This is a genomic window from Rhodococcus sp. 852002-51564_SCH6189132-a (assembly GCF_001665495.1).
GTDB lineage: Bacteria > Actinomycetota > Actinomycetes > Mycobacteriales > Mycobacteriaceae > Rhodococcus > Rhodococcus pyridinivorans.
The window spans coordinates 147733-174320 of record NZ_LZMJ01000037.1 but is presented as its reverse complement, the minus strand read 5'-3'; the positions used below and the strand labels follow the sequence as shown (position 1 = coordinate 174320).

At 67.8% G+C, this 26588-nt stretch carries 23 protein-coding genes; 2 read left to right on the top strand and 21 right to left on the bottom strand.

The window, feature by feature from the left end; genetic code table 11:
* Positions 1-48: 48 nt before the first annotated feature.
* The 11 genes from A5767_RS08825 to A5767_RS08775 form a co-directional block, all read right to left on the bottom strand.
* On the bottom strand, positions 49-882 hold the full coding sequence (locus A5767_RS08825) for a class II glutamine amidotransferase (RefSeq protein ID WP_064852107.1): 834 nt from the start codon (positions 880-882) through the stop codon (positions 49-51).
* 60 nt (positions 883-942) lie between these two features.
* Positions 943-2265, bottom strand: coding sequence for a diacylglycerol/lipid kinase family protein (locus A5767_RS08820; protein ID WP_064852106.1), 1323 nt, complete (start codon positions 2263-2265; stop codon positions 943-945).
* A gap of 117 nt (positions 2266-2382) precedes the next feature.
* Positions 2383-2820 (bottom strand): type II toxin-antitoxin system Rv0910 family toxin, encoded by a 438-nt coding sequence (locus A5767_RS08815; RefSeq protein WP_016695006.1) that lies wholly within the window; start codon positions 2818-2820, stop codon positions 2383-2385.
* 96 nt (positions 2821-2916) lie between these two features.
* Positions 2917-4551 (bottom strand): solute symporter family protein, encoded by a 1635-nt coding sequence (locus tag A5767_RS08810; RefSeq protein WP_064852105.1) that lies wholly within the window; start codon positions 4549-4551, stop codon positions 2917-2919.
* The gene (locus A5767_RS08805) at positions 4548-4913 is read right to left on the bottom strand and encodes a DUF485 domain-containing protein (protein WP_019289889.1); all 366 of its coding nucleotides are present in this window, start codon (positions 4911-4913) and stop codon (positions 4548-4550) included. The genes A5767_RS08810 and A5767_RS08805 overlap by 4 nt, the downstream gene beginning before the upstream one ends.
* A 124-nt stretch (positions 4914-5037) precedes the next feature.
* Positions 5038-6834: a sodium/solute symporter gene (locus A5767_RS08800; RefSeq protein ID WP_064852104.1), complete on the bottom strand. Its 1797-nt coding sequence runs from the start codon at positions 6832-6834 to the stop codon at positions 5038-5040.
* A 7-nt stretch (positions 6835-6841) separates the two neighbouring features.
* Positions 6842-7216, bottom strand: coding sequence for a hypothetical protein (locus A5767_RS08795; RefSeq protein ID WP_024103122.1), 375 nt, complete (start codon positions 7214-7216; stop codon positions 6842-6844).
* Positions 7213-7995, bottom strand: a complete 783-nt coding sequence (locus A5767_RS08790; protein WP_006551612.1) for a LytR/AlgR family response regulator transcription factor — start codon at positions 7993-7995, stop codon at positions 7213-7215. The genes A5767_RS08795 and A5767_RS08790 overlap by 4 nt, the downstream gene beginning before the upstream one ends.
* A gap of 31 nt (positions 7996-8026) precedes the next feature.
* Positions 8027-9241 (bottom strand): sensor histidine kinase, encoded by a 1215-nt coding sequence (locus A5767_RS08785; protein WP_064852103.1) that lies wholly within the window; start codon positions 9239-9241, stop codon positions 8027-8029.
* Between the two features lie 74 nt (positions 9242-9315).
* A complete protein-coding gene (locus A5767_RS08780; RefSeq protein ID WP_064852102.1) occupies positions 9316-10830 on the bottom strand; it encodes a SulP family inorganic anion transporter in 1515 nt (504 codons plus the stop codon).
* A 74-nt stretch (positions 10831-10904) separates the two neighbouring features.
* Positions 10905-12551: a Na+/H+ antiporter gene (locus tag A5767_RS08775; RefSeq protein WP_064852132.1), complete on the bottom strand. Its 1647-nt coding sequence runs from the start codon at positions 12549-12551 to the stop codon at positions 10905-10907.
* A gap of 150 nt (positions 12552-12701) precedes the next feature.
* Between A5767_RS08775 and A5767_RS24140 the strand changes: the two genes are divergently transcribed.
* Together A5767_RS24140 and A5767_RS08765 are read left to right on the top strand one after the other, a co-directional pair.
* A complete protein-coding gene (locus A5767_RS24140) occupies positions 12702-13358 on the top strand; it encodes a trehalase-like domain-containing protein (protein ID WP_438871200.1) in 657 nt (218 codons plus the stop codon).
* A 29-nt stretch (positions 13359-13387) separates the two neighbouring features.
* Positions 13388-14344: a TIGR03885 family FMN-dependent LLM class oxidoreductase gene (locus A5767_RS08765; RefSeq protein ID WP_064256953.1), complete on the top strand. Its 957-nt coding sequence runs from the start codon at positions 13388-13390 to the stop codon at positions 14342-14344.
* A gap of 24 nt (positions 14345-14368) precedes the next feature.
* Here the strand turns inward: A5767_RS08765 and A5767_RS08760 are convergent, their stop codons facing one another.
* The 10 genes from A5767_RS08760 to A5767_RS08715 all read right to left on the bottom strand — a co-directional run bounded on the left by A5767_RS08760 (position 14369) and on the right by A5767_RS08715 (position 26444).
* Complete coding sequence (locus tag A5767_RS08760; protein WP_006551618.1) at positions 14369-14653, bottom strand: antitoxin; 285 nt, start codon at positions 14651-14653, stop codon at positions 14369-14371.
* A 63-nt stretch (positions 14654-14716) separates the two neighbouring features.
* Entirely contained in the window at positions 14717-17194 is a 2478-nt protein-coding gene (locus A5767_RS08755; protein ID WP_064852100.1) for an HAD-IC family P-type ATPase, read from the bottom strand.
* Positions 17195-17246: 52 nt separating this feature from the next.
* Positions 17247-18380 carry an MBL fold metallo-hydrolase gene (locus tag A5767_RS08750; RefSeq protein ID WP_024103115.1) on the bottom strand — a complete coding sequence of 378 codons (1134 nt, stop codon included), beginning with the start codon at positions 18378-18380 and terminating at the stop codon, positions 17247-17249.
* Positions 18377-19108 (bottom strand): enoyl-CoA hydratase, encoded by a 732-nt coding sequence (locus tag A5767_RS08745; RefSeq protein ID WP_064852131.1) that lies wholly within the window; start codon positions 19106-19108, stop codon positions 18377-18379. The genes A5767_RS08750 and A5767_RS08745 overlap by 4 nt, the downstream gene beginning before the upstream one ends.
* Positions 19109-19215: 107 nt before the next feature.
* A complete protein-coding gene (locus tag A5767_RS08740; protein ID WP_197483223.1) occupies positions 19216-20016 on the bottom strand; it encodes an AfsR/SARP family transcriptional regulator in 801 nt (266 codons plus the stop codon).
* A 235-nt stretch (positions 20017-20251) separates the two neighbouring features.
* Positions 20252-21811, bottom strand: a complete 1560-nt coding sequence (locus A5767_RS08735; RefSeq protein WP_082937633.1) for a phosphopantetheine-binding protein — start codon at positions 21809-21811, stop codon at positions 20252-20254.
* Positions 21808-23259, bottom strand: coding sequence for a class I adenylate-forming enzyme family protein (locus tag A5767_RS08730; RefSeq protein WP_064852098.1), 1452 nt, complete (start codon positions 23257-23259; stop codon positions 21808-21810). Before A5767_RS08730 ends, A5767_RS08735 begins: the two co-directional genes overlap by 4 nt.
* A 10-nt stretch (positions 23260-23269) precedes the next feature.
* Complete coding sequence (locus A5767_RS08725) at positions 23270-24757, bottom strand: MFS transporter (protein WP_064852097.1); 1488 nt, start codon at positions 24755-24757, stop codon at positions 23270-23272.
* A complete protein-coding gene (locus A5767_RS08720; protein ID WP_064852096.1) occupies positions 24754-26019 on the bottom strand; it encodes an MFS transporter in 1266 nt (421 codons plus the stop codon). The genes A5767_RS08725 and A5767_RS08720 overlap by 4 nt, the downstream gene beginning before the upstream one ends.
* On the bottom strand, positions 26016-26444 hold the full coding sequence (locus A5767_RS08715) for a thioesterase II family protein (protein WP_064852095.1): 429 nt from the start codon (positions 26442-26444) through the stop codon (positions 26016-26018). Before A5767_RS08715 ends, A5767_RS08720 begins: the two co-directional genes overlap by 4 nt.
* Positions 26445-26588 lie beyond the last annotated feature (144 nt).

The window sequence follows — 26588 nt, the reverse complement described above, 5'->3', positions numbered from 1 at the left end:
TTGCCGCACTCGGCGGGAGCGACGTCTGTAGCGGGGAATTCGTCGTGATCACATCGAGCGCACGGGCGAGATCGGCGCGAACGGCCGGAACTCCTGGTCGCTCCCCTGAACGACGCCCGCGCTGGACTCGGGAACCTCCAGCCAGGCCCCTTCGAGATCCCGAAGGGGTTCGGACACCACGAAGCGGGTGTCGTCCCCCAGCTGGTACAGCACTTCCACTTCGGGATGCTGCGCCCGTATCGCCTTGATGTCGGCCGAGTAGAACAACGAGCGTGTCTTCCGCTCCGTCGAATACCGGAACACCCAGACGCTGCTGCCGTCGGTGGTGGTGGCGAGCGTTCCCTGCATGGGATTCTCGATGCCCAGGCGAGCTCCGACGTCCTCCACGAAGCCTACGGCCTTCGCCACGCCGGTGAACGGGTCGTCGGTGAGGCCGAAGGTGAGCGCGAGGTAGAACAGCATCTCCGAATCCGTCGACCCCCGGATCGCGTCGTAGAGACTCGCATCGACGGCCATCGCCAGATCCCGCTTCATGAGGTGGAATCCGTGCACCGCCCCGTTGTGCATCCACAACCTGTTCTCGTAGCGGAAGGGGTGGCAATTGGTGCGCTGCACCGGAGTTCCCGTCGACGCGCGGACATGCGCGAACATCAACGGCGTACGGATCTGCGTGGCGAGCTCGCGGAGGTTGCTCTCGTTCCAGGCGGGTTCGATGCACTTGAACAATGCCGGCCTCGGGCCTTCTCCGTACCATCCGATGCCGAAGCCGTCGCCGTTCGTGGTAGTTGCGCCCATCTTGGAATGCAGGCTCTGATCGATCAGGGAGTGCACCGGCCGGAAGAGCAGGTCGTCCATCAGGACGGGATCACCGGTATACGCCATCCATCTGCACATCCCTCCATTGAAGTCGTGGGATACGCCGGAATGTGAGATCCGAAGAGTTCAATTCGGCCACAATATCTTCCGCAATCGGGCGGAATCGAGGTGCGGGGGTGGCACACGCACTCCCGGACGGTTGCGGGGAACACGAACTCGTAGCGCTCCGGTGGAGATCGTGCATCGTACGGGTGTCGACAACATCACCGACTCGCCGTCGACTCCGACCGGAATCTCCGGTACGTCCGCATCGACGACCACTTCTGTCGCCGTGCGCTGCAACAGTCCTCGGTCGTGGGTGCGGCGGAACAGGCCGACCGCCTGGCGTGCGTTCGAGACCGAGATCGCGACGACACCGAGCCGGCCGCTGTCCAGGCGGGGCCGTCGGCCCATTCCTGCCAGGTCGTCGAAGGCGTACGGACCGTTGCTGACCAACACCGCCTGGGGCCCGTCGACGGCCTCCGTGTCGATGTGTGCCCGCAAGCCCGGCCGGCCCTGCTCACCGAGCAGATCGGGCAGCATCTGCAGCACCGTCGCCGTCTTGTCGGCACGGTACTGCGGACTCCGGACCACCTCCGCGTAGACACCGAAGGACGCATTGTTGACGAACGGCCGCCCGTTGATCCGGCCGAGATCGACGCGCAGTTCGACCCCGTCCCGGAGGGCGTCCAGACCCGCGGCGGGATCCTCCCGATCCAGTCCGAGGTCGAGAGCGAAATGGTTGCGGGTTCCGGCGCTGATCACCACGAACGGAAGCCGGTGTTCCGCCGCGACCGCCGCGACCAGGGCCTGCGTTCCGTCACCACCCGCGACGCCGAGCAGGTCCGCCCCGCGCTCGACGGCCTTCTCCGCCACCTCGGTGACGTCGAGTTGCTGCGGACCGCTCAGCAACACCACTTCGGCCCCGAGTTCCTCGGCCTTGTGCTGCAGGTCGAAACGGACGACCTTGCCGCCGCCGGAGCGTGGATTCATGACGAAGAAGGGATGCCGAACGGGTACGGCCGGAAAGACCGGCTGCGGCGCCGGTCGAGCATGTCGTAGAGCGCGGCGCCCACACGCGACCGCCACCGCGACGAGCAGCACCGACGCGACGGCGACCCACAGGTGACCCGACGCCGCGAAGACGACGATCACGACCACCGGCGCGAGGACGGTCATGGCCAGAGCTGCCCCGCGGATCACGCCCCGGTGGGTGAGGAACCAGTAGGCCCCGGCAACGGCCAGGGCTGCGCCGGCCACCGCGACCAGCAGCAGTGCGACGACGCCACGCAGACCCGCCTCCGCGAGCGGCACCACGATCGCCGCGGTCACGGCGAGACAGGCCGCCCACGCCCACCACCGCGATTCGGCGGCATGCCCGGCGCTACCCGGGTCGTGATCCTCGGACATGGGCGTCGACCTCGCATTCGCGTCGAGTACCGAGCACTCGGCGACGGATCCGATCCGCGGGCGGGCCGCGGTTGTCCTTACGGGTCTACGCCTTTCCCGGGGACGTGTCCAGAGGCGTCAGTTCCCGCCGTAGCGGCGCGCGAAGGTGTCGAGCGACGACTGCAGGTCGCCGTGCAGGGCGCGCGCCACCCCCGATCCGATCGGACCGAACAGGGGTGCGCCGCCGAGGTCGATCTTCATCGACAGCGTCGAACCGTCGCCGCGGGCCGCGACGGCGAGTCGCATCGAGAACTTCGTGCCGCCCTTGCCGGTTCCCTTCAGCACCACGTGGTGCGGCGCGTCCAGTTCGACGATCGTCCATGTGACGCGGTTGCGCATGCCCTTGACGGATACCACCGACTGCAGGGTGGTGCCCTCGGCGAGGGTGTCCGGCAGGTCGCTGCGCCACCCGTCGTGGATGCTCAGCCACTCCCCGAACGACTCGAGGCGGGAGGCGTGCTCCCACGCTGCGTGCGGGTCGAGCGGAAGGTCGGTGGACACTTCGAGTTTCGCCATGGTCCGCAACAGTAGACGGTCCGTTCCACCGGCGGGGCGCCCCGACACGACGGTGGCCCGCCCCCGGCGCGGGAGCGGGCCACGCGGCGCAGAGGATCAGTGGGAGACGGCCTTCTCCACACCGACGCCGGTAAGCGAGCGGACCTCCATCTCCGCCTGCTTGTACCGGTCCTCCTGCTTGCGGCGTCCGACGTAGGTGCCGACGATGCCGAGCGCGAACGCGAGCGGGATGGACACGATGCCCGGGTTCGACAGGGGGAACCAGGAGAAGTCCACGTTCGGGAACATCGCCGAGGGTGCACCGGACACCGCCGGGGAAAACACGATGAGCACGAGGCAGCTGATCAGACCGCCGTAGATGCTGAACAGGGCGCCGGTCGTGTTGAACTTCCGCCAGAACAGCGAGTACAGCAGGGTGGGCAGGTTCGCCGAGGCGGCGACCGCGAAGGCCAGGGCCACCAGGAAGGCGATGTTCTGTCCCATGGCGAGGATACCGAGGACGATCGCCACCAGACCGATCACGACGACCGTGATCCGCGAGACCCGCACCTGCTCGTCCTCGGTGGCGTTGCCACGCTTGATGACACTGGCGTAGATGTCGTGGGCGAAGGATGCCGAGGCGGTGATGGCCAGGCCGGCGACGACCGCAAGGATCGTGGCGAAGGCGACGGCCGAGATGATCGCCAGGAACAGAGTGCCGCCGAGTTCGAAGGCCAGCAACGGAGCCGCAGAGTTCTCCTTGCCGGGAGCGCCGAGGATCGCGTCGGGGCCGACCATCTTCGCGGCACCGTAACCGAGCACCAGGGTGAACAGGTAGAAGGCGCCGATGAGGGCGATGGCCCAGGTGACCGAACGACGTGCTTCCTTGGCGGTCGGCACGGTGTAGAAGCGCATCAGCACGTGCGGCAGGCCCGCGGTGCCGAGGACCAGCGCGAGACCGAGCGAGAGGAAGTCGATCTGCGTCATGTTGCTGATGCCGTACTTGGCACCGGGAGCGAGCACGTCACGCTGCGCGACGGCCTCGTTCGACGAGTTCGACACCATCGCCTGAGCGTCGGCGAGCAGCTGCGAGAAGTTGCCCCGCACCGCGAACAGGACGAGCACGAACATCAGGCCCGCCCCGGCGACGAGCAGCACGGCCTTGACCATCTGCACGTAGGTCGTGCCCTTCATGCCGCCGATGAGCACGTACACGATCATGAGCACACCGACGACCGCGACGACGATCGCCTGGCCGGCCTTGCCCTCGATGTCGAGCAGCAGCGCGACGAGTCCGCCGGCGCCGGCCATCTGTGCGAGCAGATAGAACAGCGACACCGCGAGGGTCGAGAGCGCCGCCGCCATGCGGACGGGGCGTTCCTTGAGCCGGAAGCTCAGCACGTCGGCCATCGTGAACCGGCCGGTGTTGCGGAGCAGTTCGGCGACGAGCAGTAGGGCGACGAGCCATGCGACGAGGAAGCCGATCGAGTACAGGAAGCCGTCGTATCCGTAGACGGCGATCGCACCGGCGATACCGAGGAACGACGCGGCCGACAGGTAATCGCCGGCGATGGCGAAGCCGTTCTGCGGCCCGGAGAACTGGCCACCGCCGGTGTAGAAGTCGGAGGCCTTCTTCGTCGTCCGGCTGGCCTTGATGACCAGGCCCATCGTCACGACGACGAACGCGACGAAGATGGCGATGTTGAGGATCGGGTTACCGACGTCGGCCCCACTCTGCGCGAGAACGGTCACTGCTGCGGTCCTTCCAGTTCCTCGCGGATCGCGGCGGAACGCGGATCCAGCTCACGGCCGGCGAACTTCACGTAGACGGCGGTGATCACGAAGGTCGTGACGAACTGGCCGAGACCCAGGATCAGCCCGACGTTGATGTTGCCGATGACCTTCGTCGCCATGAACTCGTCCGCGTAGGTGGCGAGCAGGACGTACAGGGCGTACCAGGCCAGGAAGAACGCCGTCACCGGGAACACGAAACGGCGCAGACGGCTGCGCAGTTCCTGGAACTCCGGGCTCTCCTGCATCGTGACGAACTCCTGCGGCGTCGGTATCCGTCGCTGCTGGGGTACGCCACTCTCGCTGAGTGGTGCTGTGGTCACTACCGACTCCTTGGTCGTCGTGTGAGGTGAGGATGATCACAACGCTAATGAGACGGCTGTCACACGAACAGAGGAGGCAAGAGATGGAACGACGAGGGGTGTCCTCGTGCGACGAACGGTCACGTCACCGCGACGAACGGCGCCTCTCCCCGGGTCCCCGCCCCCGGTCGCCGAACGCTCCGAGTTCGCGGTCGCGGCCCATGCCGAGCCGCTCGGGCACGTGCATGCGAGAGAAGGTCCTGCCGACGTCGCGCGGGATCCGGCGACGCGTCAGCACGCTCACCGCGATCATCGTGACGAACGCCAGCGGCACGCTCAACGCCGCAGGATAGGCAGAGAGCACCGTCGGCCACCCGGAGGCCACCGACGGATCGATCGGCAGCAGCACGGTCGCCAGGGCTGCACCGCCCGCGACGAGACCACCGACGACCATCCCCGCCGCGGCGCCGATCGCGGTGAGGCCGCGCCACCAGATCCCCAGCACCAGCAACGGACACAGCGTCGACGCGGCGATCGCGAAGACCTGCCCGACCGAACGCGACAGGTCGAGGGAGGTCACCGACAGAGCGAGCACGAGCGGCACCACACCGGCGAGCACCGCGGCCACCCGGAAGTCGCGCACCCGGCCGCGCAGCACGTCCGTGGACAACACACCGGCGACACTCACCAACAGTCCGGACGACGTCGACAGGAATGCCGCGATCGCACCCGAGGCGACCAGCGCCGCGAGCAACTGCCCACCCCAGCCCGACAGCACCGATCCCGGCAGCAACAGCACTGCCGCATCGGAGCGTCCGGTGATGAGCAGCTGCGGGACGTACAGGCGCGCGAACACTCCGAGCAGCGTCGGGAACAGATAGAACAGCCCGAGCAGCCCGATCACGGCAAAGGACGTCATGCGCGCCGCGCGACCGTCCGGGTTCGTGTAGAAGCGCACCAGCACGTGCGGCAGACCCATGGTTCCGAGGAAGGTCGCAAGCATCAGCGAGTAGACCTGGAACAACGGATGTTCGCTGCTCGCCCCCAATCCGGCCCCCGGCGACGCCCAGCTGTCGTTGTCGGTCGGCGCACCGGCCACCACCGGCACCGGAGAACCGGCATCGAGGACGAGTTCGGTGCCTGCCCCGAGGACGTGCTCTCCCGGCTCGAGTTCGAAGTCACCTGCGACCGATCGGCCGTCGATCTCCCCGGTCACCACGACCGGCAACGGCTCGGCGACCTGCACGACCACGTCGATCGTCACGTCGACGGTCGTGATCTCCGCGACGGTGGGCGGCACGGGTTCGTCGACGGCCCGGTGGTCGCCGACGAAGTGCAACGTGAGGACCAGTGCGGGCAGGGCGACCGCAGTGAGCTTGAGCCAGTACTGGAAGGCCTGCACGAACGTGATCGAGCGCATCCCACCGCCGACCACGTTGGCCACGACGATCACCCCGACCACGGCGACTCCCACCCAGTCGGGCACTCCCAGAAGGATGTTGAGCGTGAGTCCCGCGCCCTGGAACTGCGGCACCAGATACAGGATGCAGATGATCGCCACGACCATCATCGACAGCGTGCGCAGCCACTTCTCCCCCAGCCGGAACTCCGCGAAGTCCGGGACGGTGTAGGCACCCGAACGTCGCAGCGGCGCAGCGACGAACAGCAGCAGACCCAGATAGCCGGCTGTGAAACCGACGGGATACCACAGGGCATCGGCACCGAACTTCGCGACGAGCCCGGCCACCCCGAGAAAGGATGCCGCCGAGAGGTATTCACCGGAGATGGCTGCGGCGTTCCAGCGTGGCCCGACGCTGCGGGAGGCGACGAGGAAGTCCGAGGTGGTGCGCGCCATCCGCACGCCGTACACACCGATCGCGACGGTGGCGATCGCCGCGGCGACGAGACCGACGACGGTGACGACGGGAATCGATCCGCTCACGGGGTCGTCAATCGTCGGTGAGGTCGGTGAAATCCTGCTCGTTGCGTTCGGCGAGGCGCAGATACACCCACGCGATACCGAGCAGGATCGGATAACCGACCACACCGAGCAACACCCACGGCAGGCGGATCCCGAGGACCGTCACCACGGCGAGACCGGGAGCGACATGGAACAGCACCGGAATGGCGCCCAGCAGGCACACGGTGAACAGCGCGACCCGCAGGGCGAGCCCGAGCTGTGCCCGGACCAGCCCGCGGACCATCGCGTCGCCCACCTCGGTCTGTTGCTGCACCTCGACCCGGGTGCGGACCATGCGCGCCCCGCGCCGTTCGGCGAGGACAACACGCTGCCGCTGCGGGGGCGATCCGCCGGTGGTGCTCATCGCGACGTCCACGACTGCATCGGACCGCGGATGAGCCGGTCCTTGAGTTCCCGCGTGTGCCGGCGGCTGACCGGCAGTTCGACGGGCGGGGAGTTGCTGTCGCTGCGCAGGCACACGACGAGACCCGAACCCACACTGCGGATACCGGTGACGAGCGGCAGCGCCACGAGAAAGGAGCGGTGCACGCGCAGGAAGCCGGCATCGGCCCAGCGGCTCTCGAGCGTCGATATCGGGATCCGCACCAGGTGCGAACCGGTCGCGGTGTGCAGTCGCGCGTAGTCGCCCTCGGCTTCGACCCAGTGGACCGACGAGCGCGGCACGAGCGTGGTGACACCGCCGAGCTCGACCGGGATCACGTCGTCGCTCTGGCCGGTGTCGGATGCGGCCTGCGCCGCGGGTCGGCTGCGTTCGGCGATCCGCCGGACCGCTTCGGCGAGTCGTTCCTCCCGCAGCGGCTTGAGGACGTAATCGACGGCGCCGAGGTCGAACGCCGAGACCGCGCGATCGTCGTGCGCGGTCACGAACACCACGGCCGGGGACACCGCGAAATTGCGCAGGATGCCTGCGAGTTCCAGCCCGTCGAGTCCGGGCATGTTGATGTCGAGGAAAACCGCGTCGATGCCTCCGTCGCGCAGCACGCGCAGAGCGGTCGTCGCGTCTCCCGCGGTGTGGACGACGCCGATCTCCTCCTGCGCGCGCAGCAGGTAGGCCAGCTCGTCGAGGGCGGGCGGTTCGTCGTCGACCGCCAGCACGGTCAGGTTGTCTGTGATCTCGTTCACGGCGAATCCATCGTGCCATGCCCGGTGTTCCTCACGGCCGGATACCCGCCCTGAACTTCGGCACGCGCATGCTCACCCGGGTGCCGGCCCCCGGCGCGGTCTCGACGACGAGGCCGTAGTCGTTACCGAAGGCCGCACGCAGCCGGTCGTCGACGTTGGCGAGACCCACGTGCGCGGACTCGCGGACACCGCTGCCGTGCTCGCTCTCGGCGATCGCGTCGAGCGTGCCCGATCGCAGCAGCTCCGGGTCCATGCCGATCCCGTCGTCCTCGACGCTGATGACGCAGTCGGTGCCCTCGTCCGCCGCGGTGATGGTGATCGTGCCCGTGCGAGTTTCCTTGCCCGCGATCCCGTGCCGCACGGCGTTCTCGACGAGCGGCTGCAGAGCGAGGAAGGGCAGCGTCACGTTGAGCACCTCGGGCGCGATCTGCAGGCGCACCTCGAGGGCGTTGCCGAAGCGGGCACGTTCGAGCGTCAGGTACCGGTCGATGTTGCGCAGTTCGTCGGCGAGCAGGGTGTACTCACCGGCCGCGCGGAACGAGTAGCGGGTGAAGTCGGCGAAATCCAGCAGCAGTTCGCGGGCCCGGTCCGGGTCGGTCCGGACGAACGACGCCACCGTGTTGAGCGCGTTGTAGATGAAGTGCGGACTGATCTGGGCGCGCAGCGCGCGGACCTCCGCGCGGTCGAGCCGGGCGCGGGAGGCATCGAGTTCGGCCAGCTCGATCTGACTGCACGCGTACCGCGCCACTTCGGTGATCGCGCCGAGCAGCGCCGGGCCGGGTTCGACGGTCGTCACGACGCCGAGCACCCCCGCCACACCCATGTCCTCCACGACGAGCGGCTGGGCGATCAGTGCGCGGGCCGCGAGGTCGCCGTGGTCTCGTCGCAGGTCGTGGTGCCCGACGAGCACGCGACGCTTGTCGGCAACGGCACGGCCCGCGGCGGTGATCATCGCGTCCGTCAGTTCGTCGAACGGGCCGTCCCAGGCGAGCAGGGCGCCGTTCTCGTCCAGCAGCGCCACCGCGCGCGCTTCGGCCAGCAGCATCCGCAGGTGCGGAGCGGCCTCCTTCGCGGACGACGCGTCGAGCCCGGCGCGCAGGGGGCGCGCCGCGAGGGACGCCGTGTGCAGGGTCGCGTGGACCGCGCGTTCGGCGGGTGTGGTGACCACCCGCCGGGTCCACAGCACCACCGAGACCACGACCAGCACCAGGAGCAGTACCACCGCGGCGAGCTCGATCGCGATCATGCGCTCACGTTACGTCGAATCGATCGCCGTCGAGTTGCGCCTCGACAACGGCAGCCTGCTCCCGGGAGGCGCAGTCAGTTCTCCCCACCGAGTCGGCCGGACAACCGGCGGAGGCGTTCTAGGCTCGCGCCGTCCAGTCCGACGATGGTGACCGTCTTGCCTTTGGCCGCGTACTTCTGCTGGATCGCATCGAAGGTCGCGACGGTGGACGCGTCCCAGATGTCGGCGGCGGTGAGGTCGACGACGACGTTCTCCGGGTCGCCGATGTAGTCGAACTGGAAGACGAGATCGTTGCTCGACGCCCAGAACAGTTCCCCCGTGACCCGGTAGGTACACGTGTCGTCGCTCGTGAGGGTCCTCTCGACCGTGGTCATGTGCGCGACCCGGCGGGCGAACAGCACCATCGCGGTGAGCACACCGAGCACGACCCCGATGGCGAGGTTGTGGGTGACGACCGTGGCCACGACGGTGACGACCATGACCAGGGTCTCACTGATCGGCATCAGTCTCAGGGTGCGCGGATGCACGCTGTGCCAGTCGATCGTCCCGACGGAGACCATGATCATCACGGCGACGAGCGCAGCCATCGGGATCAGGCCGACGATGTCGCCGAGCACGACCATGAGGATCAGCAGGAACACACCGGCCGCGAACGTCGAGATGCGGGTCCGCGCCCCGGACACCTTGACGTTGATCATGGTCTGGCCGATCATGGCGCAGCCGCCCATGCCGCCGAAGAATCCGGTGACGATGTTGGCGATGCCCTGCCCCCATCCCTCCCGGGTCTTGTCGGAGTGGGTGTCGGTGATGTCGTCGACGAGCTTGGCCGTCATGAGCGATTCCATGAGACCCACGAGCGCCATCGCGAGTGCATAGGGCGCGATGATCTCGAAGGTGTCGAGCGTGAACGGCACGTCCGGAATCAACAGGGAGGGCAGGCTGTCCGGCAGTTCACCCTGGTCGGACACGTTGGGCACGTCGAGCGAGAACACCACCGTCACCACGCTGAGGAGCACGATCGCCACCAGCGGCGCCGGGACGATCTGCGTGAACCTCGGCAGGAAGACGAGCACGAGGAGGCCGACCGCCACCATGGGGTACACGAGCCACGGCACGTCGATCAGGTGCGGCAACTGGGCGACGAAGATCAGGATGGCCAGCGAGTTGACGAAGCCCACCATGACGCTGCGTGGCACGAACCGCATGAGCCTCGCGACGCCGAGCAGGCTGAGCAGGATCTGGAAGACGCCCGCGAGGATGACGGTCGCGATGAAGTACTCGACGCCGTACTGCTTGGCCACCGGGGCGATCACCAGTGCGACCGCCGCGGTCGCTGCGGAGATCATGGCGGGGCGCCCACCGACGAACGCGATGGTGATCGCCATCGTGACCGAAGCGAAGAGCCCGACGCGCGGATCGACTCCCGCGATGATGGAGAACGAGATCGCCTCGGGAATCAGCGCGAGCGCGACCACGAGGCCGGCGAGCAGTTCCGTCTTGAGGCGTGCAGGTGATCGGAGGGCGGAGCGGACGGAAGTGTCCGTTTCGGGATCGTGCAGCGCCGAATCCCGGCCTTGCGGTGTGTTCACTTGCGGAAAGTCTACCGTTGCGCCTGTCGTCCGACCGTTCTGCGCCTGTCGTCCGACCGTTGTGCACCGTCGTCCTACCGCTGCGCACCGTCGTCCCGGCGCCGGCGGCGGATGCGCTCCTCCACCGCCGCTTCGTCGATGTCCAGGCTCTCGAGCACGTCGCGGAGGATCTCGTCGTCGAGTTCACCACGATCGCGGGCGTCGATGAGGGCCTGGCGTCGCGCCCGCAGGGATGCCCGCCGGATGTCGTCGAACAGCGCGGCCAGTCGCGTTCCGGCGTCCTCCGCGGTGTCCTCGACGGTCTCCGCCTCCTGCCGGGATCGGAGCGACGTGCGTGCTTTGGCCAGGAGTCTGTCGTAGATCTCCGGGTCCACGCCGTCGGGTGGCTGCGCGGCGAGTTCGGCAAGCACACGGTCGCTGGACTCTGCCGAGATCCTGCGGGCCACGGTCATCTGTTCCTCGGTCCGCAGCCGCTCGTAGGGGTCGGTGACCTCGAGTCGGCGGATGAGCCACGGCATCGTCGCGCCCTGGATGAGGAGTGTGCCGATGGCGACGACCAGCGCGGAGATCTGGATCATCTCGCGGCCGGGGAAGGGAGCACCCGATGCGATCACCACGGGCACCCCACCGGCCGCGGCGAGGGTGACGACCCCGCGCATGCCCGCCCACGACACCACGACGTGTTCCCGGAAGTTCAGCTGGTCGCGGCCGAGGCGTTCGGATCCGGCGCGCCGCACGAGCGCGCGCCGGCCCCAGTGCAGCAGACCCCACGCGGGTCGCACGATCATGACGACGAGCAGGATCACCACCGCACCGAGCAACGCGAGGCGCAGGTCGGCGCCGCTGTCGCGGACCTCGTCGAGGACGAACCGCAGTTGCAGGCCCATGTAGGCGAAGACGAACGTCTCGAGCACCACGTCGATGCTCTTCCACACCGCGCGTTCCTGCAGTCGCGTGCTCACCGAGACCTCGGTGGCACGGTGCCCGATGAACAGTCCGGCAGCGACGACGGCGAGCACTCCCGAGGCGTGGAGCTCCTCGGCGGCGAGATACGCCGCGAACGGCAGCACCAGCCCCAGCACGGTCTCGAGCGGCGAGTCGTACATCCGGACGCGGATCAGGTGGACGATGTATGCGAGTGCCAGACCGACAGCGACCCCACCCGCGACCTCGTAGAGGAAGAACAGGAACGGGGAGTCGGCGAGGATGTGTGTGCCGGTGACGGCCGAGATCGCCACGGTGAACAGGGTCAGGGCGGTGGCGTCGTTGACCAGACCTTCCCCGGTCAGCACCGCGATGACCCGTTTCGGCAGTCCGAGTCGCTGTCCCACGGCGACGGCACTGACCGCGTCGGTCGGTGCGACGACCGCGCCGAGAGCGAGTGCCGCACCGAAGGTCAGCGTCGCCATCATCGCGGACGCCGTCCACGCTACGACGAACGCCGTGACGAGCACGGTGTAGATGCCGAGCCGCAGGATCGACGGCAGGTACTGCCGGAAGGTGGGAACCGAGAACCGCAGGGCCGACGAATACAGCAGCGGCGGCAGGACGACCCCGAGGATGATGTCCGGGTCCAGTTCGAGCCGCGGCAGACCCGGTGCGAACGACACCAGTGCTCCGACGGTGACGAGCACGAGCGGGGCCTGCAGGTCGCGTCGCGACGCGACGGCCGTCACCGCGATTCCGGCGATGACGACCAGCAGGATCCACGCGCCGTTCATCGCGACGGCACCGTGCCAGGTGTCCGGTTCACGGTGTGATGGTGACACAGCCGGCGGCCGGCCGTCGCGAACCTGCAGGTCGTTTGCACCGATCCGGCCGGGGTATGCAACCGATCGACCGCCGTGTACCCGGCCCAGCGAGGAGTGCGTGTGATCCCAGCCCGCGACGACGACGGCTATGCGGACCTGCGCACCTATGCCGCGCTGGGTGACGGTGACACCGTCGCCCTCGTCGCCGAGGACGGGTCGGTGGACTGGTATCCGGTACCGCTCCTCGATTCGCACCCGGTCTTCGCACGACTGCTCGACGCACCGGCGGGCGGTTCCATCGAGTTGCAACCGGTCGACGAGTTCACCGTCGAACGCGCATACGTGCCGGGCACGAACGTGCTGAGCACCGTCTTCACCACCGCACACGGCCGGGTCCGGGTGACCGATTCGATCGACACGGGTGTCGCCGGGCGGTTGCCGTGGGGTGAGCTCGCCCGCCGCTCGATCGGCGGCGGCTTCGTCCGTTCCGGAAATCCCGGACGGCGAGAAGAACTGGGACTACCGTTTCGCCTGGGTGCGCGACGCCGCCTACACCCTGCACGCGCTGATCCGTCTCGGCGATCGCGAGGAGGTGCACACCGTGATGAGCTGGTTGCTCCGCGTGGTGCGCGATCAGGGCGCCGACGCGAAGGTGTTCGCCCGGACCTGTACTCGGAGATGATTGCCGAGGACGGCACCTTCCTCGGCAATCTCCCCCAGGGACTGAGCCATCTCGCACTCATGACGGCTGCACTGACCCTCATCGAAAAGTACTGATCGCCGATCGACCGGAGGAGCGGACAGGTATGACGCTGATAGGTTTTCACGCCTCACACGAACAGGCGTCCCCATCCCGCCTGCTCGAGGACGTCCGGCTCGCGGAAGCGGCCGGTTTCGGGGCGGCCATGTGCTCGGACCACATCGAACCGTGGTCGCGTCGCCAGGGGCACTCGGGGTTCGCGTGGTCGTGGCTCGGAGCGGCCCTGGCCACCACGGACCTACGTTTCGGCGTCGTCACCGCGACCGGCTTCCGCTACCACCCGGTCGTCACCGCCCAGGCCACCGCCACTCTGGCATCGATGTTCCCGCAGCGCTTCTGGTTCGCCCTTGGCAGCGGTGAGCACTGCAACGAACGCATGTCCGGAGTTGCCTGGCCGCCCAAGGAGGAACGGCAGCAACTGCTCGGCGAGAACCTCGACATCGTGCGACGCCTGCACGCGGGCGAAGTCGTCGACCACGACGGCGCGGTGAAGGTCGACCGCGGACGGGTCTGGGACCGGCCGGAGACTCCTCCCGACATTCTGCTTCCCGCACTGACTCCCGAGACGGCCGGTCGTTTCGCCGACCGGGTCGACGGTCTCGTCACCGTGAACGCCCCGCTCGAGGACCTGCGGCGGATCCTCGGCGCTTACCGCGACGGGGGCGGACGCGGACGGACCGTGCTGCAGGTCCATCTGAGTTGGGCGCCCACGCGGGAACGCGCTCGGGAGATCGCGCGGGAACAGTGGGCGACGAACGCCCTACCGCCGGAACTCATGGCAGAACTCGCCACGCCCGAGGAATTCGAGTCCCACGCCGCCGAACTCGACGACGGCGACCTCGAGGGCGCGGTGATCGTGTCCGACGATCCAGCCGAACACGTCGACTTTTTGTGCGAATTCGCCGAACTCGGTTTCGACGAGATCTATCTGCACCATGTGGGGCCGGATCAGCGCCCGTTCATCGACACCTTCGGCGACGCCGTACTGCCATACCTGCCGTGAACGGGGCTGCCGCCCCTGCCTCGATCAGGGCTGACGCGGACCCGGTTGCGCTTCGGGTCCGGGACCACCCTCCGGACCGGGCTCCCCGCCGGGTCCGGGCTGCGCGCCCGGTGCGGGATTGTCGGTGGTACCCAGATGCTGACGGGCGGCGTCCTGCGCCTTGTCGACGTGCTGGGTGTACTTCCCGCCGGTACGTCCGTCCACCTGGTCTCCGACCTTCTCGATGAACTGATCGGCCTTGTCGGGGTTCTTCGAGGCGTAGTCCTTGCCCTTGTTCACAAGGCCCTTCACCGAATCCATGAAACCCATCGTTCGGTCCTTCCCTCGTCGGATCGCTGTGAGGTTCGGGCGCACCGATCCGTGCGCTGCGGGTCAGTGTACGCCCGGGAGCAGATCGCCGGAGGCGGCGAACAGGCGGCGATGCTCCCCGTGGAGACGTCCCGACACCCACCACAGGGCCTCGACGAGGACGACTCCGATCAGCCCGCACGTCACCGCGATCGTCGTGTACCCGACGTTCGACGGGTCGAGCGCGAAGAACTCGCGGGTGAACGGTACGGAGAACAGGATCACGTAGCCGAGCACCGAACCGGCGAGCAGCACGATCTTCCACCACTGGTACGGGCGGGCGACCACGGCGAGCACCCACAGCGCGATGATCAGCAGGGTGATCAGGGCCGAGGTGCCGGCCTGGATCTTCTGCTGCTCGGTCTGCTCCGGGCCGCCGTAGACGAGCACGTAACAGACGAAGGTCGCCACACCGACGACCACGCCCGAGGGGATCGCCAGTCGCATCACGCGGGAGACGAAGCCCGAGCGTGCCCGCTCGTTGTTCGGTGCCAGCGACAGCAGGAAGGCGGGGATGCCGATGGTGAACCACGCCGCGATCGTCACGTGCCGGGGCAGGAACGGATAGGGCAACGGCTCGAAGTCGAACACCTGCGACAGCACACCCGACACGCCCACCAGGAAGGCGAGCAGCACCGAGTACACCGTCTTGGTGAGGAACAGGTTGGAGACGCGTTCGATGTTGCCGATGACCCGGCGACCCTCGGCCACCACGTAGGGCAGCGTCGCGAACTTGTTGTCGAGAAGGACGATCTGTGCGACCGCGCGGGTCGCGGGACTGCCCGACCCCATCGCGACTCCGATGTCGGCGTCCTTGAGGGCGAGCACGTCGTTGACGCCGTCGCCGGTCATCGCGACGGTGTGACCGCGCGACTGTAGCGCGCCGACCATCGAGCGCTTCTGATCGGGACGGACCCGGCCGAAGGTCGTCGAGCCTTCGACGACGTCGGCGAGTTCGTTCTCGCCCTCCGGCAGGGAACGCGCGTCGATGGGGGACGCGCTGCCCGGCAGGCCGAGCGACGAGGCGACCGCACCGACGGCGATCGCGTTGTCGCCGGAGATGACCTTGACGTCGACCTGCTGGCCGGCGAAGTACTCGAGGGTCGGCTTCGCGTCCGGGCGCACCCGCTGTTCGAGGACGACGAGCGCGGCGGGCGTGACCGTGCCGGGGGCGAGTTCGTCGTCGACCGGGCGGTCGCTGCATGCGAGGAGCAGCACCCGCAGCCCGCTCGAGCCGAGTTCCTCGGCGCGTCGCGCCGCCTCGGTGCCGGGGTCGAGCAGCACGTCGGGTGCGCCGAGCAGCCAGTTGCCGTGGGTGCCGTACGACTGGCCGCTCCACTTCTTCGCCGACGAGAACGGCGCGACCGCCGTCGGCTCGCCCCAGCCGGGGGCGGTGGGGAACGCCTCGGCGATCGCGAGGACGCTGGCGTTCGGACGCGGGTCGTCGGCCGCGAGCGCGGCCAGGGCGGCGCGGGCCTCGTCGAGGCCGCTGCCGTCGAGGGACTCGAGATCGGACAGGCGCATGCCGTTCTCGGTGAGCGTGCCGGTCTTGTCGGCACACACCACGTCGACGCGCGCGAGGCCTTCGATCGCCGGCAGCTCCTGCACGAGGCACTGACGACGTCCGAGGCGGACGACTCCGACCGCGAACGCGATGGACGTCATGAGCACGAGACCCTCGGGCACCATCGGCACGAGGGCGGCGACCATGCCGCTCAGCGCGGGGCCGAGCGACTCGCCGCTGGAGAAGAGCTGGTTGTAGATGATGAGCAGACCTGCCGGGATCATCAGGTAGGTGATGAAACGCAGGATCTTGTTGATGCCCGCGTTCAGCTCCGACTTCACGAGCGTGAACTTGCTCGCCTCTTCCGCGAGTCGCGCCGCGTAGGCGTCGCGGCCGACCTTCGTCGCACGGTAGGAGCCGGAGCCGGAGGCGACGAAGCTGCCCGACATCACCGTCGAGCCGGGCACCTTGTGCACGGCATCCGACTCACCCGTCAGCAGCGACTCGTCGAGTTCGAGCCCCTGGGCCTCGACCACCTCGCCGTCGACGACCAGCTGGTCGCCGGGGCCGAGCTCGATGATGTCGTCGAGCACCACCTCGCGCGGAGCGATCGGTGCGGCGATGCCGTCCCGGCGCACGACGGGTTTCGTCTGGCTGACGATGGCCAGCTTGTCGAGGGTGCGCTTGGCACGCACCTCCTGGATGATGCCGATGCCGCTGTTCGCGATGATCAGCAGACCGAACATGCCGTCGATGATCGAGCCGGTGGCCAGCACGATCAGCAGCAGCACCCCGAGGATCGCGTTGATCCGGGTGAACACGTTGGCCCGGACGATGTCCTTGACCGATCGGGACGCGCGGTCGGGGACATCGTTGGTGAGGCCACGTGCCACACGCTCGGCGACCTGCTCGGTGGACAGCCCCGTGGCTGCATGGTCGGATGCGAGGACCGGCGCCTCGCCCGTTCCCACCACCGTCGTGGGCTCTTCTACTGCCATGACGAACCAGATTAGGGCACGAAAGCGAACAACCGGTGCCGTGGCAGGGGGATCAGCTCGACGTGAGCCACCACGGATCGACCGCGACGGACTTCGACGCATCGGACTTCGACACGTCGATCCGCTGACCCGGCATCGGCACCGCGGTGGTCACCTCCGACTCCCGCGCGGCGGGCAGCAGCCGGGTGATGGGCTCCGACCAGGCGTGGAAGGCGAGGTCGAAGGTTCCCCAGTGCACGGGGACCAACAGACTGTCGTGACGGTCGACGCCACCGAGGTCGAGATGCGTGCGCACCGCCTCCTCGGGGTTCATGTGCACGTCGGGCCATCGCTTGTCGTAGGCGCCCACGGGCAGCAATGTCAGGTCGAACGGGCCGTAGGCCTCGCCGACGTCGGCGAACCGCGGGGTGTACCCGCTGTCGCCGCCGAAGAACACCCGGCGCGTCGGCCCGGTGAACACCCACGACGACCACAACGTGATGTTGCGCTGCAGGCCGCGCCCGGAGAAGTGCCGGGCCTCGGTGCACGTGATGCGCAGGCCGTCCACCTCGACGTGTTCGTCCCAGTCGAGTTCGACGATGCGTTCCTCGGCGATCCGCCAGCGGCGCAGGTGCGCGCCCACCCCGAGCGGCACGACGAACCGGACGGTCGGCTGCAGCACGGCGAGGCTCTCGACCGTGAATCGGTCGAGATGGTCGTAGTGGTCGTGCGAGATCACCACCGTGTCGAGGCGCGGCAGGGTCTGCAGTTCGACCGGCGCCGGATGCAGACGTGCCGGGCCGACAGTCGGTGAGGGTGACACGCGCTCGCTCCACACCGGGTCGCACAGCACCCGGTAGCCGTCGACCTCGACGAGGGCGGTCGAGTGCCCGAACCACGTCACGGCGAGTTCCGCCGCGTCGACCGGCGCGAGATAGGTCGACAACGGCACCTCGGTGCGAGGTCTCCCCCGCGACCCGCGGGTGAGCAGGTCTTTCGCGAAACCGCCCGCCGCCTCGGCGCCGAGCACGGACGCAGGGTCGGTGTTGTGGAAACGACCGTCGCGGTAGCGGGGCGACGCGGCGGCGTAGGGACGGATGTCGGAGACCGAGGCGCCGATGGAACCGGGCAGGCCGTTCACGGCGCGCGCGACCCACAGCGTGCCTGCTCCGGCGAGCGCTGCCGAGACGGCGGACCGGATGTTCATCGTCCGCGGAAGGTCGGGTCGCGGCGCTCGGCACGAGCGAGCCTGGCCTCCTGGGCGTCCTCGCTGAGCCACGCCGCGGCGAGTGCGGCGGTCTGCTCGGGTGTGGCCTCGTCGCGGGTGCCGTCGTCGTTGAGGAACAACTTCATCGCGTTCAGCGACAGCGGCGCGAGCTTCGCGATCTCGTGCGCCCAGGCCTGCGCGTCGGCGAGGTCGCCGATGCGATTGGCGAGCCCACGCGCGAGAGCTTCCTCGGCGGGGACGGGTTCGGCGGCGAGGAAGACCGCGCGTGCGGGACCGCCGCCGATGAGTGAGGCGAGTCGCCGGACCGTCCAGCGGTCCACCGAGATGCCCAGGCGCGCAGCAGGAACCGCGAAACGCGCAGTGGGCGCCACGACCCTCAGATCCGCCGCGAGCGTCAGTTGGGTGCCGGCACCGATGGCCGGGCCGTTGACGGCCGCGATCACCGGGATCGGGGCGTCCACGATGGTGCGCAGCATCTCGGCGAGGCTGTCGGTGAATCCTTCGGCGTAGACGTCGCCGGAGAGATCGGCCCCGGCGCAGAAGCTCGTGCCCCGCCCGGTGATCACCACGACACGCGCGTCGTCCGCCACGGCCTTGTCCACCGCTTCGCGGATCTCCACGCACAGCTGCGTGTTGAGCGCGTTACGACGCTCTTCGCGTTGCAGTTCCACGGTCACGACGTCGCCGTCGCGGCTGATCCCGATCATGTGTCGCCCCATCCCTTCGTCACCGAACACCACGCATCATTCCACCAGGGCGGCCGACGTGTTCCGATGGCGACCGGATGCGTGCGGATCCGAAGCGGAACCGGAGGTCAGAGGGCCACCTGAACGCTGGGCCGCCCTGACTGCGACGCCAGGATCGAACGATGGATCGCGCGGATATCCGAGCCCGGTTCGACTCCGAATCCGTCACTCAGGTCTTCGCGCAACTTGCTGTACACCTCGAGAGCCTCGATCTGGCGACCCGACCGGAACAGTGCCCGCATCAACTGCCCGTGGAGAGTCTCGTGCACCGGGTATTCGAATACCAGGGCCTGAAGCTCCGAGACCACCGTGTGCAACTCACCCATATCGAGCATCACTTCGTTCCGCAGTTCGATGAGCGCCAGCTCGACTTCCTCCATCTTCTGCACGAAGGCGCCGAGCTTCGTACCCCCCTGCGCACCGCCGAGGATCGGCTTGTGGAAATCGGCGGCAGCCTTGTCGAGGGCTGCGATCGACTCCGGAAGACTGCTCTTCCGGTGGAGTTCGCGCGCCGTGTCGTATTCCACGAGGACCCGACACCAGTCCACCACGTGACGGTCCACCGCCAACCGGTAACCACGGTTCTTCGTTTCGATCAGACCCGGATCCACTCCGCACCTCTGCGCGAACATACGCAGCTGCGAGATGTACACATGTATCGATTCGCGGGCGCGACGTGGCGGCTCGGATCCCCAGACCGCGTCGATGAGAACATCGACCGGTACGGTCCGTTGCGGTTCCAGCACGAGGCACACCCACAGGGCACGTATCCGGTTCCCCGAGGGCAACTCGTGACGCGCCCCGCCCACGGTGATCTCCAGTTCACCGAGCACGGCCACATCGCTCACCCGATCCGACGCAACAGCCACAACAGTCCCCCCGTCCCGGCACAATGTCATACCACTCGAATGCTTTATGGCCGAATGCAATACGGCACACAGGGGCAGATGCCCACGCGGGAGAACTCTACAGCCGGACATACGGCGGGAAAACCGGCGATCGCGACTGTGAGCGGATTCACAGGCGTAACAGATCCCAGCTTGGACGGGGTTCCGAACCGTACCGAATTCTACACCAGGACTTCATCTTCAGGAAATCAAAGGGTCAAACCGATGTGTGCCACTCACCGCTTTCGATGCGCGACCCGGCCTGTGACCGGATCACCTCCCACAGCCCCAACGGGGTATCGCACCGACCGTCGAACAACGCCTCGTCGGGTACCGTCACCGCGTAATGCGCCTCGACCGTTCCGAGGAGATGGACCAGCGCGAGCGAATCGATGCCGAGCGCCTGCAGCGTCTCGTGCGGCGTGATCTCGGCTGCCGCGTCGAGCCTCGGCAGTACCGAACGGAGCATCGTCTCGTAGTGTTCGTCCCAATTCCGCACCTTCTCCTGGTCCGACTTGTTCTCCTGCACGAAAGACACTTCCTCCCTGGCGAATACAACACGTGATGCAGCAACGACCCGCTGGCCACGGGTGACGACCTCGACCGGCGCCGGGCGCGAGAGAAAACCCATGAGACTGGCGGACAGGCCGTACGCCCCCACATTGGGGACGGAGATGATCCGACCCGGTGCGATGTCGCCGAATTCGATATGACGATTCAGGACGTCGGCCGGGGTACACAACGGACCGACGACAGCACCGGCCGCCGGGGCTCCATCGGAGGCCGAAGGGCCGAGCGCCGCGCTCGCACGCATCGGCAGCACACGTCCGATTCCGGACAAACCGCCCACGTGGTGGATACCGGTGTCCGTCACCACGAAATCCTTGTCACGGCTACGTTTCACGTCGAGCACACGCGCCACGAGCGTACCGCTGTCACACGTGAGATACCGACCGGACTCGAAGACCACCTTCGGATTGCCCTCACGCCATCCGGGTAGGCGACGGTCGAGTTCGAACTCGACGGACTCCCGCAGGGAGGGATACAGCGGGCGGGAGCCCTCCACTCCGTACGGGGCGGCGAAGCCACCGCCGAGATCCAGGACTTCGAGCGGGATCTCCCACCTCTCCGACAGTTCCACCGCGTACCGGATGCTGTTGACGATTTCCTCGATCAGGGCGTCCTCGTCGGTGGCGTTGCTCATCGGATAGAAATGGAAACCGTGAACGCGTGCGCCCGCGATCACGAGGTCCATGGGGAGCACCTCCACACTGTCGAGGTCGATCCCGAACTGCGAGGGGGTTCCCGTCATCCGCATCGCACCCTGCCCCGGGGCCGACGGTGCGTTCACGCGCAGAAGGCAGTCGGCCACGGAACTTCTCCGTTCCGCGGCAGAGGCGACACGACGCAAGTCGCGCACGGATTCGCAGGAGAAATTACGTACGCCGGCATCGAGCGCGGTACCGATCTCGCCTTCCGTCTTACCCGGGCCCGTATACAGCGCTTCTGCAGGATCGAAACCCGCCGCGAGCGCCGCCGCGAGTTCGCCGACGGAGCTGATCTCCGCCCGGCAACCGGCCGCTCTCAGTATCGCTCCGACATCGCTGTTGGGATTCGCCTTGAGCGAGAAGTAGATCTCGCTTCCGCCGGGAAGAGCCGCACGCAGGTCGGCTACCGCCTGCTCGATCGACTCTGCACGGAAGATGTACACCGGCGTCCCGAACTCGGCCGCGATGCCTTCGTACAGGTCGCCGGTACTCGTCGAGTGGTTTGTCACTGGTTCTCCTCGAATTCGCGGATCACACGCCGTGTGTCGATCTTTCCGTTGGCAGTCAGAGGCATTCGGTCGACAACGACACACAGTCCCGGAACTTTCTGGGGCTCGAGCCTTCGGTGCAGTTCGTCGACAACGTCACTCGCGGATACGCTTCCGGTCACCACGACCGCCAGTTCACGATCGCCGCGCGGTGGGATCACGACGACCTCGCGTATCCCGGGAACCCGCTCCACTGCAGCGGCGATCTCGGTGACGCTGGCACGCACACCCTTCGTCTTGAAAATGTCGTCACGCCGCCCTCGGAAGTACAGGTAACCGTCGTCGTCGACATATCCGTAGTCACCGGTGCGAAGGAATGCGGTGCCGTCCGGCCACCGTCCGAACCTCTCCGTTGTCATCTCGGGCTGCTCCCAGTACCCGTCCATCACGTTCGGTCCGGACACGACGATCTGTCCGACCGAACCGGGTTCGACGGGCCTGCCGTTCTCGTCCAGGATCGTCACCGCGGTACCGGGCAGGGGGCGACCGACGCTTCCGGGACGGATCCGGTCGAGATCCGGTTCGGCCACGGTCACCCGCTTGCACTCGGTGATGCCGTACATGGCCACGATCGCGGCGCACGGCAACACCTCCCGTAACTCGGCGATACGGGACTCCGACAGGTCGGCTCCGGTACTGGTGACCATGCGAACCGAGCATGCGGGACCGGACCGTCGTAGCAATGCGTACAACATGTGGGCGACCGGCGGTACGACGGGCAGAACCGTGACGTCGATGCGTCGGATCACGGCGAGCATCTCGGTGGCGCGCGCAGCATCGGCGAGCACGACCTGCGCGCCTACCGAGAATGCGAGCAAGAGCTGGTACAGCCCGTAGTCGAACGACAGCGGCGACAGCAGGGCGATCGTGTCGTCGGCACGATAGTTCAGCCGCTGTTGTATCGCGTGCACGCCGAACTCCATCGCGGACGCCGGGCACCGCACTCCTTTGGGCGCAGCCGTACTTCCGGAGGTGTACATCAATGCGGCGAGTGCCGACGGCTCGTGCGCCACGAGGTGCGGTGGATCGAGTGGGTCCGACGGATCGGTGAGGGCGCCGTCCACCACCAGTACCGGTCGGCAGTCCTCGACGATTCCTTCCAACTGGGTGTCGGTCAGTTGTGGGTGGAGCGGCACATAGGTCGCTCCCAGCCCCCACACTGCGAACGCAACGGCGACGGCATCGGGGGTGGCGGACATGCGCACAACGACCCGTTCTCCAGGGCCGACCCCGAGACGCGCCAGTTGGGCCGCGACCTCGACCGTGCGGTCCCACAGCCGGTCGTAGGAGAACATTGTGCCGTCCACCGTGCGAAGAGCGACAGCGTCGGGTGTTTCGGTACGGGCAACGGCGAGTAGTGCGAACGGGCCGCGGAAAGCGACCGCGGCGGTTGCACTCAGGTCTGTCATGGCAGTCCTCTCATGTCGTACTCGGGTTGATGGTGCGACGGGGCGGAAGAAGGCGGAATGCGACCACGGCTCCGATCCCGACGACGAGCGCTGCTGCGGAGAACGCCCATTGTGTGGCCGTCCGGAACTCCGCAACGGCCTCGGCGAGAGCGACCGCATCGCCTGCCGCGCGAGCGTCGACGATGACGAGACCCGCCGCAGCAGCGTCCCCCGAACCGGTCCCGGCGAATCGGTACGCCAGGGCGAGGGCTCCCCCGACCACGGCCACCCCGGCGGAGAATCCGATCTCCTGCATCGTGTCGTTCACCGCGGCGGCGTCCCCCACTCGAGAAGGTGGTGCACTCGCCACCATCGACTCGGTCACCAGAGGCAGAGCGACACCCACACCCGTTCCTGCGACGGTCACCGCCGCGATCGTGACGCCCACGGGTGCGGCGGGTAGGAGCGCGATCGACAGCGCCGCCGACGCAACGACGAGCAACCCGCCGACCGCGCCTGCACGGACCCCCCAGGCGCTCGCCAGCGGTCCGGACAGGATCGTTCCGACGATCATGGCGATGGTGACCGGTGTGACCGCCAGGCCGGCTGCGAAGGGCGAGAACCCGAAGGCGTACTGCAACAGCTGCGTGAGCACGAACAGCGAGCCTGCAACGGCGAAGAACATCAGCATGTTCGCCACCGATGCACCGAGGAAGCTTCTCGTCTCCCATCCGGCCGGCGCCGACCCCCCATGAGGACGTCGTCGCCGCCGCCACGCGAGGGTCACCCAGGCGGAGGCCGACACCACGACACACACCAGCGCGATGACGGGAAGATCGGACAGGACCGTGAGGGCGACGAGAAGCGGTGCTGTGCCGAGTATCCGGAGGAACGTGGTGAATACTGCGAATCCGTCCGTGCGTTGTGGCGCGAGAGGCGGAACACCGACCGTCACCGTCACCGCCACCGCGGCGGCACTGCAGGTGACGGCGACAAAGATCGACACCCATCCGAAGGTATCCACCAGTGCACCGCCGAGAACCGGCCCTCCCGCGGCGCCGGCCACCGACACCGCCGTCCAGACCGCGATGGCCCGCGATCGACGCTCCGGTGGCGACGTCTCGACCGCGACCGCGAGAGTTGCAGGCATGACGAACGCCGCGCCCGCCCCGATGAGGGTGCGACCGGCGATCACCCCGATCTCGGTGGGGACGGCCCAGGCCGCACAGGCGCCGAGTGACGCCACCCACAGCCCCGTCACGAGGGCCCGGCGCGCACCCCACCGTCCGCACACATATCCTGCCGGGAGCAGCAATGCTGCGAACGTCACGGAGTAGGAGACCACGACGAGCCGCATCGCGGCATCGGACAGGGTCAATTCCGCAGCCATCGCGGGCAGGGCGACATTCACGGCCGTGTTGTTGAAGATGACGACGGTGACCGCGAGTGATACCAGTACGAGCACGGAGGTGTTCGCCCGGGGGCGCCCGGGAAGATGAACGTCTGCCGAAGCGGTCACCGCATTGCCTCTTCTCCGTGACGGCGATCGGTGCGGCCCACGCAGAACATCGCCACCCCGCCCACGACGATGGTGAGACCCGCGAACCGGAAAAGAGATCCGTAGGAACCCGTCGATTCCAGCAGACGGACCGCGGCCAACGGCGCCACGAGCTGGGGTAGCACCACGGCCATGTTGAAAATGCCGAGATCCCTTCCGTGACGCCGAGGGGAGCGCAAACGTGCTGTGATGACCCCGAATCCGGCGCCGAGGCAGATTCCGAGGCCGGTACCGAAGCCGATGGCCGCAACGAACGTCCATGACAACGAAGTCGTGGCGTCGAAGGCGAACAACGCGACTCCGGCGCACAGTGCCCCCGCCAAAGACACCGCCCGACCGTCACCGAGCCGTGCCGCGACTCGTCCGGACATCACCGAACACAACGCCGAGGTCACCACGAATCCGAGGGTGAGTACGAGCACTGCACGGTCCGGGCGGTCCGCCCCGAGGTGGTCGGTCACGAAGTAGAGGAGGAACTGCGTCACGCAACCGAGTCCGAACATCACGCACAATCGCCCCACCCAGGCGAGGACGAGATCGACCCGGACTCCGCTCGCATCCTCTCCGGCCTCGTCCGGATCCGGCCCGGACCCCGTGTACTCCGCATGCTCCGCTGAGACGGAACCCGCGTTCCCGAAAAACGGGCCCACTGTGAGCACGGTGGCCGCTGCGACGAGGAGGTAGCCGGTGGAGGCGTCGGGCGCGGCCGTTGCGATGACCGATCCGATCAATGCCCCGCCCATCTGCGCAGCGGAGAGCACGCCCGCCATCCGAGATCGGCGCGAAGGGTGGGTCCTGTCGGCGAACGTCGCTTCGATACTGCACTGCAGGGCGCCCAGCCCCACCTGTGCACAGGCCCAGGCGAGCACGAGGGCGGCGGGGTCCCGAACCATCGAACACCAGATCAGGGCACCCACCGAAACACCGGTACCGATGATCGCGAACGGTCTTCTCCCCCATCGGTATCGGAACCTGTCCGACACGACACCCCAAGCCGGGTACGCACACAGGAGAACGAGACTTCCCACCGCCGTGACCGTTCCGAACAACCGCGCCTTCGAGTCCGGAGCGATCTCTGCGGCCGTCAGCGCCAGGAGCACCTGCGTCGGCGCGAAGAATGCGAGCCAGAAGCCGACGGCAGCCACGACGAGTGCACGTTGCCCCCGCGGGTCATGCCGGATGTCGTCGCGGGTGCCGGACGGGAATCGTTCGACAGTGCTCACAGCACACCCACCCGGGTACGGTCGACGACCGCGGCTACCAACGCGGTCACTTCCGAACGATTCTCCGTCACGAGGAAATGGCCGGCGCCGTCGAGGATCGAGAGGGAGAAGTCCCGACCGGCGTGGAGGCGCCAGGTCGCCAGTCGCTCCGGGGGCGCGAGCCGGTCACGGCTTCCCCCGATCACGTGGAGCGACACCGGCAGCGGCGCCAGCTCGGCATCACCGACCACTCGCGCGCTACGACACAACCGCAGATCGTCCTTGACCGGGCGCATGAGCGGCCCGAGCCATTCGGGCCTCTCGAGCAGTATCGGCGGGATACCACCGAGTTCGGTGAGCGAACGCGCGATCTCGAGATCGGTCATCTCGTCGAGTGGGAGACCCGCGGGCTGCAGATGCGGCGGATTCGACGCCACCACGATCATCGCGAGCGGCAACCGGGCGTTGGGGGGGCGGGGGACGCCCCCCCCCCCCCAGAAGGGCGAGGCCCCCCCCCCGGTGGGCCCCACGGCCCAGCACGGGGGGGGGGGGGTTGGGCGGGCGCGGGGGGGGGTTATATGGGGGGGGTG